The sequence below is a fragment of the Kitasatospora sp. NBC_00374 genome, from assembly GCF_041434935.1.
Lineage (GTDB): Bacteria > Actinomycetota > Actinomycetes > Streptomycetales > Streptomycetaceae > Kitasatospora.
Genome location: NZ_CP107964.1, coordinates 2951142 through 2966423 on the forward strand (window position 1 = coordinate 2951142; position 15282 = coordinate 2966423).

Genomic DNA, 15282 nt, shown 5'->3' on the forward strand with positions numbered 1-15282 from the left:
GCGTTGACGGGTGGACGAGCGGTTTCGGGCACGGCCGGAGGAAGCCTTCGACCGGTGGCACAGGTGCGTCGGAGGGCTGGTGGAGGGTGAGCGGTGGTCAGGGGCGCCGACGGCGCAGCAGCCGGGGCACGACGATCCCGGCCGCACCGGCCAGCAGGCCGGCGATCAGCGTGCCGAGCAGCAGGTAGCGCAGGCCGCCGACGTCCGTCCGGGCGGTCCGGGCCACCGGCGCGGCGGGCGGGCTCGGGGCCAGGGTGACGACGCTGTGGCCGGGTGCGGGCGTCTGCGGGGCGACCGGTTCCTGCGCGTCGCCGCCCGCGGCGGGCGCGGCGGCGCGCGGGACGGCCCGGGGGGTCGTCCCGGGCTCGGCCGCGGGCTCCTCGGGCTGGGATTCCGGCCTGCCGGCCCGCTCCTCGATGGTCTGCGCGACCGCCGTGGTCCGGGCCCGCATGGCCTCGGGCAGCGGGACGTAGCCGGCCGGGAGCTCACCGACCGCGATGCCGGGCCGCTGGCCCTCGGTGACGGCGTAGCGCAGCAGTTCGGCGTAGGCCCTGCCGTCGGCCGCGCTGATCGCGGAGGGGACGGTGGCGGCATAGGTGACGGTGGTCAGCGGGTAGCCGCCGGCCGCCTTGGCGGCCGGGTCGACCACCTTCGCGTCGGGGACGGCGCCCGGCACGGCGGCGTTGGCGGCGGCCAGCATCGACGGCTCGGTGGGGGCCACGAACTCGCCCGCGCCGTTGCGCAGTCTCGCGGTGGACAGACCGTACCGGGCCGCCTGTGCGGTGGTGGTCAGGGCCAGCACCCCGCGCAGGCCCTGGGCCTGCGGGTTGGCCTTCTTGAGGCTGCCGGGGATGGCGGACGGATCCCACTCTGAGCGGGCCAGGGTGTCACCGCGGGCGGCCGCGCGGGCGCCCTCGGCCATGTTGTTGGCGTACGGGTGGCCGTCGAGGTTGCACCACTCCGGACGCTGCAGCTCCGCGTCGAACTGCTTGCAGTAGCCGTCGGGCTTGGGGTACCCGGGGACGGGCAGCTCCTGCCGGGGGACCGGCGGCTGCGCCTTGTCGTCCGCGAGGAAGGCTGTGTTGACGGAGTCGTGCCACGCGGGGCTGACCTGTCCCTCGACGAAGGCCTTGGCGTCCGGGTCCGCGAGCACCCACCTCCAGACCGCCAGCGCCAGGTCGCCGTCGGCGGAGGGCACCAGCAGGTCGGCGATGCCGGACGGGAAGGCGAGGCTCCTGAACTGCGGGTTGATGTCCAGGAACTCCGGGTCGGTGACCAGGTCCCGGGGGTTGCCGGCCGGGACCCTGGGGTCGCCGGGGTTGACGGCGAACCGGTAGCTCTGGGTGAGCAGTTTGGCGACCAGCCGCGGGGTCAGGTTCATCTCCTGGATTCGCTGGCCGTCCCGTCTGGCGGTCTCCGGCGGGGTGAGGGAGTTGGACTGGCTCTCGATGTCGAAGGCCAGGGTGAGGCCGGAGACGGCGAGCGGGGCGTAGACCGGGGTCCGGCCCTCGGCCTGGTCCGCGGCGGCCAGCGGCGCACCCATGAAGAGCAGGCCGGGACGGTCCCTGGTCAGCCGCAGCCGCGCCATGTCGTCGGTGGCCTGGCCGAAGTTGAAGATCCGCCCGGCCCGGCGGCAGAGCGCCGGCTGCCAGCGCCAGATCATCTCGGCGGCGAACTCGGTCCCGCTGGTGGCCAGTTCGGAGCTGCCGAGCGGGCAGGACAGGCCCACCGGCTCGAACCGCAGCGGCACCACCAGCCGGTGCGCCCAGTTGCTCGCGGACAGCGGCGAGGACTGCAGCCGGGCGGCCGGGTTGGTCAGCGTACTGCCGTCCACCTCGGTCGAGCCGCGCGGCACCACCACCAGCCAGCAGCGCCGGCCCTCGGTGAACGGGCCGCTCTCACCCTTGGGCGTGTTGCCGCAGCCCAGCCCGGCGGCCTCACTGCCGGTCTGGATCTCGAAGAAGACCTGCCCGGTGCCGTCCGCCCGGGTCGGCGCGTAGGGCACCTCGTTGGTGGACTGCAGGCTGAAGAACTGGCTGCTGCCGCCGGTCTCGACCGGGCTCCCGTCGAAGGACCGGAACGGCGCGAAGACGTTCTGGTTGGGCTGCGTCGGCTTGATCGGCTCGGCCGGGTCGACCAGGGTGCGGCCGGGGTTCAGCTGGCGGCTGGGGACGAAGTCGCCGCCGCGGTTGTCGCCCTTGGAGGCGCCGTACTGGCACTGGTCACGGTCGGGGCCGCTCTCGGCGTCACCCCAGCACTGCATGAAGGTCAGGTAGTTCTGGCCGAAGACCATCGGGCTGGGCTGGGTGGGCCGGCCGCCCTTCCAGACCACCGTGACCACCTGGTTGACCAGGTGGGTGGTCTGGCCGACCGTCACCTCCAGCCCCGCGAACTCGCCCGTCCCGCCGACGGTGACGGCGCTGGGGCCGTCCGCCGGGGCGGCGGCCGCGCTCACGGCGGCCGGGGCGGCGCCGGCCGGGGTGCTCCCCGCGGCCGTCCCCGGCGCCGTTCCCGCCGCCGCCCCGGTCGCGGCGCCGGAGGCCGGGTCGATCCCGACCGGCGCGCCGAGCGGGTCGACCGGGATCTGCGGGCTCGCGCTCTGCGCCGCCGACACCCTGGCCGGCACCGGGCCCGGCCCGGTGGACAGCGCCGCCCCGGCCGCGGTGGCCAGGATCAGGGTGAGCACGGCGGCGGTGCGCAGCGCCCTGTGGGTGACCCCCCGGCGGCGTCCGCCGGTTCCGCCGGTCACCGCTCCCCCTCGCCGCCGTCGAGGGACCTCGCCCGGCGGGCCGAGCGGCCCGCGACCACGGGGGGCAGCACGATCACGGCGCCCAGCAGCAGGCCCGCGACCAGCATCAGCGTGTGCCGCAGTCCGGTGCCCGAGGCGTGCGAGAGTGCCACCGCGTCGGCGGCGTACTGCTGGCCGCCGGAGCCGCCCGACCCGCCCGCGTCGCCCTCCTGCGCCGGGTCACCGGCCGCGGCGCCCTGGCCGTCCGCTCCGCCGGCCGCCGCTCCGGCACCCCCCGCGGCCGTACCGGCGCCCGCGGTCGCCGTGCCCGGGGTGCCGGAGGTGGCGGCGCCCCGGGCGGCGGCGGTCTTGCCGCCGCCCTTGCTGACCGGGGTGGTGGCCTTGTTGCCGCCGGTGCCGGTGGCGCACTGGACGGTCGAGCCCTTCTTGTCGCAGTCCTGCGGCTGGTCGGCGCTCGCCGCGTACGGGTTGGTGCCGCCCGGCCCGAAGGTCGGGTTGTTGCATTTGCCGGCGTCGAACGCCCGGCGCTCACTGCCGGGGATCTTGGCGAGCTGCTGGAAGCCGGACTTCACCAGGTCCTCGGTGAGCGGCGAGTAGCCGAGCTGGTCGGCCTTCTGCTGGCCCTCGCAGAGGAAGTAGTAGCCGAAGGCGGCCAGCGTGTGGCCCTTGTCCGGCTTGAAGTCGCCGACCTCGGTGGTGTGCACCGCCATGTAGCTGTAGCTGGAGAGCGGGTAGGCGGCGGGCTCCGGGGCGTCATAGACCCCGTCGAGCTGCTGGGTCAGGTCGGTGGGGTTGATCTGGACGTGCTTGAGCGCGGTGGAGACGTCCTTGCCGTTCGGCTCGACGTAGTACCCGGCCGCGTTCAGCAGCTTGACCACCGGGAAGCGGCTGTTGAGCGCGTAGGAGTACTCGACGTAGGTGATGGTGCCGTCGTTGCGGTCGTTGGCGACCGTCTTGGCGACGCCGTCCGAGCTGCCCAGGGCCGGCCAGTTCCTGCCGCCGATCAGCGGGAAGAAGGAGGTCATGCCGCACGGGCCGCCGCGCGGGGTCTTCGTGCAGTAGGCGTCCCAGATCTGCGGGTAGCGCTTGCTGAGCCAGGTGGTGAGCTGGGCCGTGGTGCCCGAACCGTCCGAGCGGACGACCGGCCGCACCTCGGTCTCCGGCAGCTTCAGGCTCGGGTTCTCGGCCTGCACCGCCGGGTCGTTCCACTTGGTGATCTGGCCGGTGAAGAGCTTGGCCACGGTCTCGCCGGAGAGCCGCAGGTTGGTGACCCTGGTCCCGCCGATCTTGAGGTTGTACATGAACGAGGTGCCGCCGGCCACGATCGGCAGGTACGCCATCGGCCACGGCGGTGCGGCGTCCACCTGCCCGTTGTCGGTCAGGCCGTACGGGATCTCGGTGACCGCGAAGTCGGTGCTGCCGTTCTTGAACTGGCTGCGGCCGTAGGAGGAGCCGCCGGGGTTGAAGTCGATCGTCATGCCGTACTGCTTGACGTTGCTGATCCAGTCGTCCACCGCGTTGAAGCTCCAGGTGGAGCCGGCGCCGCCGATCCGGTGGTAGTCCTCGGCCGCGGCACGCGGCGCGCCGGCCAGGAGCGAGGAGCCGAGCAGCGCGAAGGCCGCGAACAGGGTGAGGGTACGGGCGAGCACTCGGCTCAACACGGTTGCCTTCCGGGCGAGTCGGTTCGGGTTCGGGGTGAGGGCCGGCTGCCGCATCCGGCGCAGGTCCGCGGCGGAGCGCACCGCCCGGCGCTCCTGCTGGCGCCTGGTCAGCTCGCCGGGGCCCCGGCCGCCGACGGCGCGGGCCAGCAGGAAGAGCAGCAGCACCAGGGCGAGCAGCACCGCGGCCGCACCGAAGGCGCGGGCCACGTGCAGCTGGGAGGGGAACTTGACCAGGGTGAAGGCCATCAGCGGCAGCGAGGCCTGCGGCGAGCCGAACGGGTCGAGGTTGAGGATCTTGGTGTAGCCGGAGCAGAGCAGCACCGGCGAGGTCTCCCCGATGCCGCGCGCGGCGGCCAGGATCACGGCGGTGGCGAGCCCGGAGCGCGCACTGGGCAGGGTGACCGTCCACACCGTCCGCCAGCGGCTCGCCCCGAGCGCGTACGAGGCCTCCTTCAGCGAGCCGGGCACCAGCCTGAGCACCACGTCCGCGGCGCGGATCAGGATCGGCAGCATCATCACCGAGAGCGCCACGGCGGCGGCGAAGCCGGACTTGTCCCGGTGGAGGGTGACCACCAGCACCGCGTAGACGAACAGGCCCGCCAGGATCGAGGGCAGCGCGGTCATCGCCTCCACCAGGGTCCGCACCAGCCGGCTGAACCGGCCGGGCACCTCGCCGAGGAAGACGGCGCAGCTCAGGCCGAGCGGGATGGTGATGGCGAGGGCGATGGCGATCTGGGTGAGCGTGCCGACGACGGCGTGCAGGGCGCCGCCCTTGTCGAGCGGGTCCGCGGGGCCGGCGGCCGAGAGGTCCTCGGTGAAGAAGTTGAGGTGCTTGAGCGCGTCCCGGCCTTCCCAGAACACGTACGCGACCGTCCAGACCAGGACACCCAGCAGCAGCACGGCGATGCTGTGCACCACCACCGAGGCCAGCCGGTCCCGGACGGCCGTACCGCCCTCGTCGCGGGAGACCAGGGCGTACAGGCCGAGGAAGGACAGCCAGGCACAGAGCACGAACCCGATCGCGCCGCTGAGCGGGGCGATCCGCTGGAACAGCAGCGCGGTGAGCGCGAGGGCGCCGGCCAGGCTGCCCCACAGGGCCCAGTGGTCGGTGCCGCGGCGACCCCCGGTGCGCCGCCGGGGCGGCTCGGGCGCCGTGGCCGACGGGGGCACCACGACGGTGGTGGTGGGGAGGTGAGTGGTCATGAGCTGGCTCCGGAGCGGCTGCGGGCGACCACCGCGGCCGCGGCGAAGTTCACCGCGAGGGTGAGCAGGAAGAGGGTGAGTCCGGCCGCCATGAGGGCGGAGATGGCGAACGGCGAGGAGTCGCCGTAGCGCAGTGCGATCATCGGCGCGACGGCGCTGCCGCCGGTCTGCAGGACGTGCGGCTGGATCTCGAACTGCATCGAGAGGATCAGGTAGACCGAGATGGTCTCGCCCAACGCCCGGCCGAGCCCGAGCATGGTGCCGCCGATGATGCCGCCGCGGCCGAACGGCAGGACCACCGAGCGGACCATGCCCCAGCGGGTGGAGCCCAGCGCGTAGGCGCCCTCGCGCTCGCCGGCCGGGGCCTGGTCGAAGACCTCGCGCATGATGGAGCACATGATCGGTGTGATCATGAAGGCCACCACGATCCCGGCCATCAGGCTGGAGGCGGTGTAGATCACCGGCGGGTTGAGCGGGTTGTCGAGGTCGATGCCGGTGGTGCGGAACGGCGGGAACCAGCCGGCGTACGTGGCCAGCCAGCGGGCCACCCCGGCCAGCTCGTACTGGAGCAGGACGAAGCCCCAGACCCCGTAGACCACGCTGGGCACCGCGGCCATCAGGTCGACCAGGCCGACCAGCAGGCGCTTCAGCCGCCGGGGCGCGTACTCGCTGATGTACAGCGCGCAGCCGAGCGCCAGGGGCATCGCCAGGACGACCGCGATCCCGCCGATCAGCACCGTGCCGGTGAGCACCGCGGCGACACCGAACTGGCCGCGGCCGCCGTCCGGGTTCCAGTTCTCGGTGGTCAGGAACGACCACCCGGCGGTGCCCAGCGCGTCGGCGGACCGGACCGCGAGGTAGCCGCCGACCGCCAGCATCACCAGCAGGACCAGGGTCCCGCTGCCGCGCGCCCAGGCCAGGAACAGCCGGTCGGCCAAGCCGGGGTTGACGGTCAGCGGGCGGGGGCCCTCGGCGGACGGCGCGCTCACACCAGGCTCCGGCGCGACTGCGGGGCGGGCAGCGGCGGCAGCGACAGCGGCCGGGCGGCGGCCCCGGCGTCCAGCGCCCCGGCCAGGAAGAGGCCGAGGTTGTACTGGCACTCCCGCTGGCGACGGAAGGCCCGGGTCGAGCAGGCCACCGGGACGGACTCGAAATCGAGCCGCCAGCGCCACAGTTGACCGTGGTCGACGGTCCCGACGGTGGCCCTGAGACGGTCCACCCGCTGCTGCATCCGGGCGATGGCGGCCAGGCAGGAGGCGGCGTCCCGGAAGGTCTCCTCGCTCTGCCCGAGGTGCCGGTTGTTGGCCCCGAGCAGGCGCCAGACGACGGCGTCGCCGACCCGCACCCCGTGCGGGTGCGCCAGTCTGCTGACGAGGAGGAATCTCGGCTGTCCCATGCCCGGTGTCGCCTTCCGAAGCGCTCAATGGCTGGAACAGACCGTCTCGGCCCTGAGGGGATGAACGGATGCCGAGGCATGAACGCCGGACACGGAAAGCGTGAACGGGCGGCGCGCCACTCCTCCACAAGTTGCGCACCGCCCGTACGAATATGACGATACCTCAGGACCGTCGGGCGACCTCCCGGGGGGCCGTCAGTGGGCGATCGGCCGCACCGCGCCCGGCCTCGGCGGTATACGCCCGGGGCCCTCCGGCGGGCTCCCGCGGGCCCTCCCCCGGGCCCGTCCGGGGGCCGCGGAACGGGACTTTGCCCGCCGTTGGTGCAGCCCCCGGGAAACGCCGACGGCCCGCCGAGCGCCCGGAGTTCTCCGGAGGCGTTCGGCGGGCCGTGGTGTCGTGCGGGGTGCCGGAGCCGGTCCGACAGCCCTGAGACCTGTCCGGCGAGCCCTAGAAGCCGAGCTTGCGCAGCTGCTTCGGGTCCCGCTGCCAGTCCTTGGCGACCTTGACGTGCAGGTCCAGGTAGACCGGCGTGCCGAGGAGGGCCTCGATGTGCTTGCGGGCGGTGGTGCCGACGTGCTTGAGGCGGGATCCCTTGGCGCCGATCACGATCGCCTTCTGGCTCTGGCGCTCGATGTAGACGTTGGCGTGGATGTCCAGCAGCGGACGGTCCGCGGGGCGGCCCTCGCGCGGGATCATCTCCTCGACCACGACGGCGAGCGAGTGCGGCAGCTCGTCCCGGACGCCTTCGAGGGCGGCCTCGCGGATCAGCTCGGCGACCATGATCTGCTCGGGCTCGTCGGTGAGGTCGCCGTCCGGGTAGAGCGGCGGGCCGGCCGGCAGGAGCTTGGTGAGCAGCTCGCCCACCAGCTCGACCTGCTTGTCGCCGACGGCGGAGACCGGGATGATCTCGGCCCACTCGATGCCGAGCTCCAGGCCGAGCTGGTGGATCGCGATCAGCTGTTCGGCCAGCTTCTTGGAGTCGACCAGGTCGGTCTTGGTGACGATCGCCACCTTGGGGGTCTTCTTGACCTCGGCGAGCTCCTTGGCGATGAACTTGTCGCCGGGGCCGAGCTTCTGGTCGGCGGGCAGGCAGAACCCGATCACGTCGACCTCCGCCAAGGTGGAGCGGACCAGGTCGTTGAGCCGCTCGCCGAGCAGCGTGCGGGGCTTGTGCAGGCCCGGCGTGTCGACCAGGACCAGCTGCGAGTCCGGGCGGTGCACGATGCCGCGCACGGTGTGGCGGGTGGTCTGCGGGCGGTCGGAGGTGATCGCGACCTTCGTCCCGACCAGCGCGTTGGTCAGGGTCGACTTGCCCGCGTTGGGACGGCCGACGAAGCACGCGAACCCGGAGCGGTACGGGGATGAAGGGGCACTCATGCCGACCATTCTCCCTGATCACGACGGCCCGGACGGACCAGCCCGGCTCAACCGGCCTTCTTTCCCCCTCCGGACGAGGTCAGCGCCCCGATCAGGACGAGCAGAAGCAGCACCAGCGACCCGATCAGCCAGTACGGCGAGCCGGTCTCCCTCCAGCGGCCGAGCCCCATCACGGTCAGCAGCAGACCGGCGAAGAACGCCAGTACCCCCATCGGTCCCTCCCCCGGAACGTTTGCGGTCAGACTATCGGCCCGGCCGGTCCGGGCACCCCAGCCGGGGCGCCCGGCACAGCGTCCCGGCGGGCCTCGGCTCAGCGGCTCAGCGAGCCTCGGCGCGCACGCGCAGCGTGCCGTCGGGGCCGGCCAGCAGCACCGGCGTACCGGCGCCGCCGAGGTCCCGGACGGCCGCCAGATCGGCCTCGGCCGGCTCCTCGGCCCCGGTCACCACGGCGGCCGCCTCCAGGCCCTTGGCGCCGCTCGCAACGGCCATCGCGACGGCGGTCTGCAGGGCGCTCAGCCGCAGCGACTCCAGCGCGACGGTGCCGGCCACGTAGGTGCGGCCGGTCTCGTCGCGCACCGCCGCCCCCTCCGCCACGCCGTTGCGGGCGCGGGCGGAGCGGGCCAGCGTGATGATCTTCTTGTCCTCGGGGTCCAGCCCGGTCAGCTCACTCATGAGGCCTGAGCATAGGCGCCGGGCCGCCACCGGTCCGCAGGCGTCCACGGACCTGTCCGAGGGGTGGGCAGGGCGCCGGTCAGGCGTCCGGTCAGGCGTCCGGGCCCTCCTTGAGGAAAGCGCCGGCTCCGACGGGGTCGAAGCGCTCCAGGGCATCCGCGATCCGGGCCAGGGTGTCGGGGCCCAGCTCGACCCGGGACGCGGCGAGATTCTCCTCGATGTGGGCCGGGGTGCGGCTGCCGGGGATCGGCACCACGTGCTCGTCCTGGTGCAGCAGCCAGGCCAGGGCCAGCTGGCCCGGGGTGAGACCGAGGTCCGCGGCGAGGCCGCGCAGCGGGGCGTACCGGTCGTTGTTGGCCTTCAGGTTGGCGCGGTCGTAGCGGGCCAGGTTGCTCCGGAAGTCGTTCTCGCCCAGCTCCTGGACGGTGCCGGTGAGGAACCCGCCGCCGAGCGGGCCCCAGGCCACCAGGCCGACGCCCAGCTCGCGGGCGGTCCGGTGCAGCTCCGGGTCGACCGGCTGCCACATCGACCACTGGATCTGGACCGCGGCAACCGGGTGGACGGCGTGTGCCAGGCGCAACTGCCCGGCGGTGACGTTCGACAGTCCGAGGTGGCGCACCGACCCGTCGGCGATCAGCTCGGCGACCGCGCCGACGGTGTCCTCGAAGGGCACCTGCGGGTCCGGGAAGTGCGGGTAGTAGAGATCGATCACGTCGGTGCCGAGGTTGCGCAGCGACTGCTCGGCGTAGCCGCGGACGTACTTGGGGTGGAGGTTGACGGCCAGCTCGCCGAAGGCCGCGTTGACCGGGAAGCGGTGTGCCTCGGCGCCCCGCGGGATCCGGAAGCCGAACTTCGTGGCGAGCACCACCTCGTCCCGCCGGCCGGCGACGGCGCGGCCGACCAGCCGCTCGTTCTCGCCGTCGACCCCGTAGCCGTCCGCCGTGTCGACCAGGGTGGCGCCGGCGTCCAGGGCGACCCGCAGCGCGGCCACCCCGCGGTCCTCGTCGGTCCCGCCGTACGCGCCGGGCGACAGCACCATCGCCCCGAAGCCGATCGGTGCGGTGGCCAGGCCGCCGAGAGTGCGGACGGTCATCGTGGTTCCCCCTTGGACGAGTGCACGAAGGCACGAGCGGACGGGTGTTGCCGCGGTCCACTCTCCTCCGTCCGCTGACGCTCCGTCCGGGATCTCCGGAAACCGTCGGCGTGGACGTCCGGGATCCGGGCCGCCTGCCCGCGGTCAGGCCGCGGCGCCGGCCGCCGGGCCGGCGCCGGGGCAGCGCGCTCAGTGACCGGTGGGGTGCGGCGCTTCGGGCTTGAGGAACTTGACCAGGGCCGGCGGCCCGGAGGGCAGGTTCTGCTCCCTGGCCCGGCGCTTCTTCCAGTACGGGTTGTCCTGTGGCAGATGGCTGCTGACCCTGCCGTACATCCCGAAGGTCAGCACGACGAAGCCGAAGATGAAGCTGAACAGCACGTTGGGGATCTGGAACGCCAGCCGGTTGGCGCTGCTGTCCAGCACCATCAGGCCGACGAAGCCGGCCAGGATGAAGACCACTCCCATGATCATGTTGATGTTGGAGGCGATGTTCCCGCCGATGACGGCCCCGGCGATCAGGATCCCGCCCGCGATGAGGGAGATCACGCTCAGCGTGCCGTTGCTCGACATGCCGATGACCTCCTTGCCCTGGGTGTCGAGGAAGCTCGGGTGGTCCAGCAGCCCGAGGATGCCGAAGACGATCAGGAACACACCGCCCAGGCCCGCGCCGAACCGGTACACCTGGGCGAGCCGGTGGTCGACGGGCAGTTCGTCCTGCAGTTTCATGGAGACCTCCAGCCCTGGGGTCAACGCCAGTCGGCGCTGAGGAACGGGACCTCGTGCAGGTACAGGGACCCGCACTGCTGGCAGATCCGCAGTCCGGTCCCCCAGGCCGACTCCGGCTTGCTCTCGGCGGCCTCGTCGATCACGGCGCCGCACATGGCCATGGCCGGTTCACCGGTCCGGACGACGTGCCACCTGGCCACCGCACCGGACGGGCCCTCCGGGCCGTACTCCGCTCGCAACTGATGTGCCATGCCTTCATGGTCGGGACGGTGCGAAGGGATGGTCAAACGGGCGGTGCCTTCGTACGAGGACGAAACGGCCCGCAGGGTCGCACCCTGCGGGCCGTTCCGTCCGGGTCGCCCGGCTACTCGGCGTCCGCGTCCTCGTCCTCGTCGTCCTTGCGCAGCGGTGTCGCCACCACCGTCCCGATCCGGTTGCGCCGGCCGGCCGAGCTCTCGGCGGTCAGCCGGATGGCGACCAGGTCGGTCACGCTCTCGTCCGGGACGGGGATCTCGCAGGACGAGCCGGGGATCGGGACCCGGCCCAGGTGCTTGCCCAGCAGGCCGCCGACGGTCTCCACGTCCTCGTCCGCCAGCTCGATGCCGAACAGCTCGCCCAGGTCCTCGACCAGCAGCCGGGCGGTGATCCGGTAGGAGCCGTCGCCGAGGTCCTCGACCGGGGCGATCTCCCGGTCGTACTCGTCGGTGATCTCGCCGACGATCTCCTCCAGGATGTCCTCGATGGTGACCAGCCCGGCGGTGCCGCCGTACTCGTCGATCACGATCGCCACGTGCGAGCGCATCTGCTGCATCTCGCGCAGCAGGTCCGCCGCGGGCTTGGAGTCCGGGACGAAGACCGCCGGGCGCATCACCGAGCCGACCGGCTCGGACTCGGATTCCCGGTTGATGTGGGTGCGCCGGACCAGGTCCTTGAGGTAGACGATGCCGACCACGTCGTCCTCGTTGTCGCCGACCACCGGGATCCGCGAGAAACCGGAGCGCAGCGCCAGCGTCAGGGTCTGCCGGACGGTCTTGTGCCGCTCGATCATCACCAGGTCGGTGCGCGGCACCATCACCTCGCGGACGATGGTGTCGCCCAGCTCGAAGACCGAGTGCACCATCCGGCGCTCCTCGTCCTCGATCAGGTCGTCCTGCTCGGCCAGGTCGACCAGCGCCCGCAGCTCCGCCTCGGAGGCGAACGGGCCCTCGCGGTACCCCTTGCCCGGCGTCAGCGCGTTGCCCAGCAGGATCAGCAGCTTGGGGATCGGGCCGAGGATCCGGGCCAGCGGCAGCAGCACGAACGACGCCGCCGTGGCCGTGGTCAGCGGGTGCTGGCGGCCGATCGTGCGGGGCGAGACGCCGACCGCGACGAAGGACACCAGCACCATCACGCCGAACGCCAGCAGCACGGCCTGCCAGGTGCTGTCGAGGGACCGTACGCAGACCACGGTGACCAGGACGGCGGCCGCCATCTCGGCGGCCACCCGGATCAGGGTGGCCAGGTTGAGGTAGCGGATGGTGTCGGAGGTCAGCACCAGCAGCCGGTCCGCGCCGCGCCGGCCGGCCCGGTGGGCCTCCTCGGCGCGGAACCGCGAGATCCGCGAGATTCCGGCCTCGGCGCAGGCGGCCAGCCAGCCGAGCACCACCAGCAGCAGAGCTCCGACCAGGAAGCTCGTACTCTCACCACTCACAGACGGCCGGCCCTCAGTGGACGGTCGGCGCCGGGGAGATCCCCGACAGTCCGCGGCCGGCCCGCCAGCCGTCCAGGATCCGCTTCTGGAGCGCGAACATCTCCCGCTCCTCCTCGGGCTCCTCGTGGTCGTAGCCGAGGACGTGCAGCACACCGTGGACGGTGAGCAGCTGCAGCTCGTCGTCCATCCCGTGCTTGGTCGGGGCGGCCAGGCCCTGCTGCTCGGCCACCTCGGGGCAGAGCACGATGTCGCCGAGCAGGCCCTGCGGCAGCTCCTCGCCCTCCTTGCCGGGACGCAGCTCGTCCATCGGGAAGGACATCACGTCCGTGGGGCCTGGCAGGTCCATCCACTTCACGTGCAGCTCCGTCATGGCCTCGCTGTCGACCAGGATGACGGAGAGCTCGGACTGCGGGTGGATCCGCATCTTGTCGAGGGCGTAGCGGGCGACGTCGAGGATGGCTTCCTCGTCTGCGTCCCACCCGGACTCGTTGGCGATGTCGATCGACATGGAGGGTTCGGTACTCAGCTTTCGGCGCGATGGGACTGCCGGGGCGCACGCGCGCCCCGACGCTGGACGGGTTTGGTACGGGCGGTGCCGGCCTCGTCGGCCTCCTGCAGGGCGTCCCAGCGCTCGTAGGCGTCCACGATCCGGCCGACCAGCTTGTGCCGGACGACGTCGGTGCTGGTCAGCACCGAGAAGTGGATGTCCTGGACGTCGGCCAGGATCTCCTGGACGACCTTGAGACCGCTGCGGGTGCCGCCGGGGAGGTCGATCTGGCTGGTGTCGCCGGTGACCACCACCCGGGAGTTGAAGCCCAGGCGGGTGAGGAACATCTTCATCTGCTCGGGCGAGGTGTTCTGGGCCTCGTCCAGGATGATGAAGGCGTCGTTGAGGGTACGGCCGCGCATGTACGCGAGCGGGGCGACCTCGATGGTGCCGGCCGCCATCAGCCGCGGGATGGAGTCGGGGTCCATCATGTCGTGCAGCGCGTCGTAGAGCGGGCGCAGGTACGGGTCGATCTTCTCGTAGAGGGTGCCGGGCAGGAAGCCCAGCCGCTCCCCCGCCTCGACGGCCGGCCGGGTCAGGATGATCCGGTTGACCTCCTTGGCCTGGAGGGCCTGGACGGCCTTGGCCATCGCCAGGTAGGTCTTGCCGGTGCCCGCGGGGCCGAGGCCGAAGACGACGGTGTGCTTGTCGATCGCCTCGACGTAGCGCTGCTGGTTGAGCGTCTTGGGGCGGATGGTGCGGCCCCGGTTGGACAGGATGTTCGCCGTGAAGACCTCGGACGGGGCCGGGTGGGCCGGGTCCTCGGCGGCCTTCCGGAGCATGGCGATGGAACGCTCCACGGCGTCCTCCGTCAGGGGTTGGCCGGTGCGCAGCACCAGCATCATCTCGCTGAAGAGCTGCTCGACCAGCTTGATCTCGGCGCGGTCGCCGGTGGCGGTGACCTCGTTGCCGCGGACGTGGATGTCGGCGTCGGGAAAGCCGCTCTCGATCACCCGTAGGAGCGAGTCGGCCGCCCCCAGCAGGGTGACCATCGGGTGCTTCTCCGGAATGACGATCCGGGTGCTGGCCGCGTCGGGGCGCTGATGACCGTTGGTTCGGGTCTGCGGTGTGTCACTCATGGGTCGGCGCTGAGGCCTGCTCATCCCATCTGTCGAGTCGTGTTGCCGCGCGGGCTCTCCGGGTCACCAGGGTACGCCGCGCCGATGTTCGCTGCGGCGGTGCGGCACCCCGGGCGGCGCATTCGATGCTGGACCCGCGGGGCCTGCGATGCGAATGGTTTTCCGGTCATCCTCGCGGCGGGACGGGGACCCGGACCAGGTCCTCGGCGACGACCAGCTCACCGTCGAAGTACCTGCGGGCCTCCGCGAGATGGCCGTCCAGGTCCGGGTAGCGCTGCGAGAAGTGGGTGAGCACCAGGGTCCGCACCCCCGCTTCGGCGGCCACCCGGGCGGCCTGGGCCGCGGTCAGGTGGCCGTGGTCCTCGGCCAGCCGCGCGTCCGCGTCCAGGAAGGTCGCCTCGATCACCAGCAGGTCGGCGCCCTCGGCGAGCTCCTCGACGCCCGGACAGAGCCGGGTGTCCATCACGAACGCGAACCGCTGGCCGGGCCGGGCCTCGCTGACCTCGTCCAGGGTGACCGTCCGGCCGTCCGCCAGCTCCACCGAGCCCTGCTGCTGGAGCCGGCCGACCTGCGGACCGCGCAGGCCGAGGGCGGCGAGCCGCTCGGGCAGGATCCGGCGGCCGTCCGGCTCGGTGAGCCGGTAGCCGAAGGAGTCGACCGGGTGCGAGAGCCGCACGGCGGAGAGCTCGAACGGCGCGCCGGGGGCCGGCAGCGGACCGGGCTCCGCGATCGGGCGCGGGCGCAGCTCCACGGTCTCGTGGAAGGCGGTGGCGTACCGCAGCCGGTCGAAGAACGCCTGTCCGCCGGCGGGGTAGTAGGCGTCGACCGGGTGCGGCACCCGGTCCAGGTTGATCCGCTGGATCACCCCGGCCAGGCCCAGTGAGTGGTCGCCGTGGAAGTGGGTGACGGCGATCCGGGTGATGCCGGTGGCCGACACCCCGGCGTGCAGCATCTGCCGCTGGGTGCCCTCGCCCGGGTCGAACAGCAGGCCCTCGCCGTCCCAGCGGAGCAGGTAGCCGTTGTGGTTGCGGTGCCGGGTGGGTACCTGGCTGGCGGTGCCGAGGACGACGAGTTCGCGCTGTGACACC

At 72.6% G+C, this 15282-nt stretch carries 14 protein-coding genes; all 14 read right to left on the minus strand.

Annotated elements, in window-relative coordinates:
* Positions 1–97: 97 nt before the first annotated feature.
* Complete coding sequence (locus tag OG871_RS13255) at positions 98–2749, minus strand: hypothetical protein (RefSeq protein ID WP_371496952.1); 2652 nt, start codon at positions 2747–2749, stop codon at positions 98–100.
* The gene (pstA, locus tag OG871_RS13260) at positions 2746–5613 is read right to left on the minus strand and encodes a phosphate ABC transporter permease PstA (protein WP_371496953.1); all 2868 of its coding nucleotides are present in this window, start codon (positions 5611–5613) and stop codon (positions 2746–2748) included. The genes OG871_RS13255 and pstA overlap by 4 nt, the downstream gene beginning before the upstream one ends.
* Positions 5610–6602, minus strand: coding sequence for a phosphate ABC transporter permease subunit PstC (pstC, locus tag OG871_RS13265; RefSeq protein WP_371496954.1), 993 nt, complete (start codon positions 6600–6602; stop codon positions 5610–5612). Before pstC ends, pstA begins: the two co-directional genes overlap by 4 nt.
* A complete protein-coding gene (locus OG871_RS13270) occupies positions 6599–7009 on the minus strand; it encodes a hypothetical protein (RefSeq protein ID WP_371496955.1) in 411 nt (136 codons plus the stop codon). The genes pstC and OG871_RS13270 overlap by 4 nt, the downstream gene beginning before the upstream one ends.
* Positions 7010–7457: 448 nt before the next feature.
* Positions 7458–8387 carry a GTPase Era gene (gene era, locus OG871_RS13275; protein WP_371496956.1) on the minus strand — a complete coding sequence of 310 codons (930 nt, stop codon included), beginning with the start codon at positions 8385–8387 and terminating at the stop codon, positions 7458–7460.
* Between the two features lie 47 nt (positions 8388–8434).
* Positions 8435–8599, minus strand: a complete 165-nt coding sequence (locus OG871_RS13280; RefSeq protein ID WP_371496957.1) for a hypothetical protein — start codon at positions 8597–8599, stop codon at positions 8435–8437.
* A 106-nt stretch (positions 8600–8705) separates the two neighbouring features.
* The gene (locus OG871_RS13285) at positions 8706–9059 is read right to left on the minus strand and encodes a cytidine deaminase (RefSeq protein WP_371496958.1); all 354 of its coding nucleotides are present in this window, start codon (positions 9057–9059) and stop codon (positions 8706–8708) included.
* 91 nt (positions 9060–9150) lie between these two features.
* Positions 9151–10152: an aldo/keto reductase gene (locus OG871_RS13290; RefSeq protein ID WP_371496959.1), complete on the minus strand. Its 1002-nt coding sequence runs from the start codon at positions 10150–10152 to the stop codon at positions 9151–9153.
* Between the two features lie 189 nt (positions 10153–10341).
* Positions 10342–10878 carry a DUF4383 domain-containing protein gene (locus OG871_RS13295; protein WP_371496960.1) on the minus strand — a complete coding sequence of 179 codons (537 nt, stop codon included), beginning with the start codon at positions 10876–10878 and terminating at the stop codon, positions 10342–10344.
* Positions 10879–10898: 20 nt separating this feature from the next.
* The gene (locus tag OG871_RS13300; protein ID WP_371496961.1) at positions 10899–11129 is read right to left on the minus strand and encodes a hypothetical protein; all 231 of its coding nucleotides are present in this window, start codon (positions 11127–11129) and stop codon (positions 10899–10901) included.
* A gap of 113 nt (positions 11130–11242) precedes the next feature.
* Positions 11243–12568, minus strand: coding sequence for a hemolysin family protein (locus OG871_RS13305; protein ID WP_371496962.1), 1326 nt, complete (start codon positions 12566–12568; stop codon positions 11243–11245).
* Positions 12569–12581: 13 nt separating this feature from the next.
* Complete coding sequence (gene ybeY / locus OG871_RS13310; protein WP_371496963.1) at positions 12582–13076, minus strand: rRNA maturation RNase YbeY; 495 nt, start codon at positions 13074–13076, stop codon at positions 12582–12584.
* A 14-nt stretch (positions 13077–13090) separates the two neighbouring features.
* The gene (locus OG871_RS13315; protein WP_371503294.1) at positions 13091–14107 is read right to left on the minus strand and encodes a PhoH family protein; all 1017 of its coding nucleotides are present in this window, start codon (positions 14105–14107) and stop codon (positions 13091–13093) included.
* A 253-nt stretch (positions 14108–14360) separates the two neighbouring features.
* A complete protein-coding gene (locus OG871_RS13320) occupies positions 14361–15281 on the minus strand; it encodes a ribonuclease Z (RefSeq protein ID WP_371496964.1) in 921 nt (306 codons plus the stop codon).
* Between the last annotated feature and the right edge of the window lies 1 nt (position 15282).

Coding starts and splice junctions, on each gene's coding strand:
- OG871_RS13280 (WP_371496957.1), bottom strand. CDS start 8,599: ATGGGGGTACTGGCGTTCTTCGCCGGTCTGCTGCTGACCGTGATGGGG.
- OG871_RS13285 (WP_371496958.1), bottom strand. CDS start 9,059: ATGAGTGAGCTGACCGGGCTGGACCCCGAGGACAAGAAGATCATCACG.
- pstA (WP_371496953.1), bottom strand. CDS start 5,613: ATGACCACTCACCTCCCCACCACCACCGTCGTGGTGCCCCCGTCGGCC.
- OG871_RS13300 (WP_371496961.1), bottom strand. CDS start 11,129: ATGGCACATCAGTTGCGAGCGGAGTACGGCCCGGAGGGCCCGTCCGGT.
- OG871_RS13315 (WP_371503294.1), bottom strand. CDS start 14,107: ATGGTCACCCTGCTGGGGGCGGCCGACTCGCTCCTACGGGTGATCGAG.
- OG871_RS13290 (WP_371496959.1), bottom strand. CDS start 10,152: ATGACCGTCCGCACTCTCGGCGGCCTGGCCACCGCACCGATCGGCTTC.
- era (WP_371496956.1), bottom strand. CDS start 8,387: ATGAGTGCCCCTTCATCCCCGTACCGCTCCGGGTTCGCGTGCTTCGTC.
- ybeY (WP_371496963.1), bottom strand. CDS start 13,076: ATGTCGATCGACATCGCCAACGAGTCCGGGTGGGACGCAGACGAGGAA.
- OG871_RS13295 (WP_371496960.1), bottom strand. CDS start 10,878: ATGAAACTGCAGGACGAACTGCCCGTCGACCACCGGCTCGCCCAGGTG.
- OG871_RS13270 (WP_371496955.1), bottom strand. CDS start 7,009: ATGGGACAGCCGAGATTCCTCCTCGTCAGCAGACTGGCGCACCCGCAC.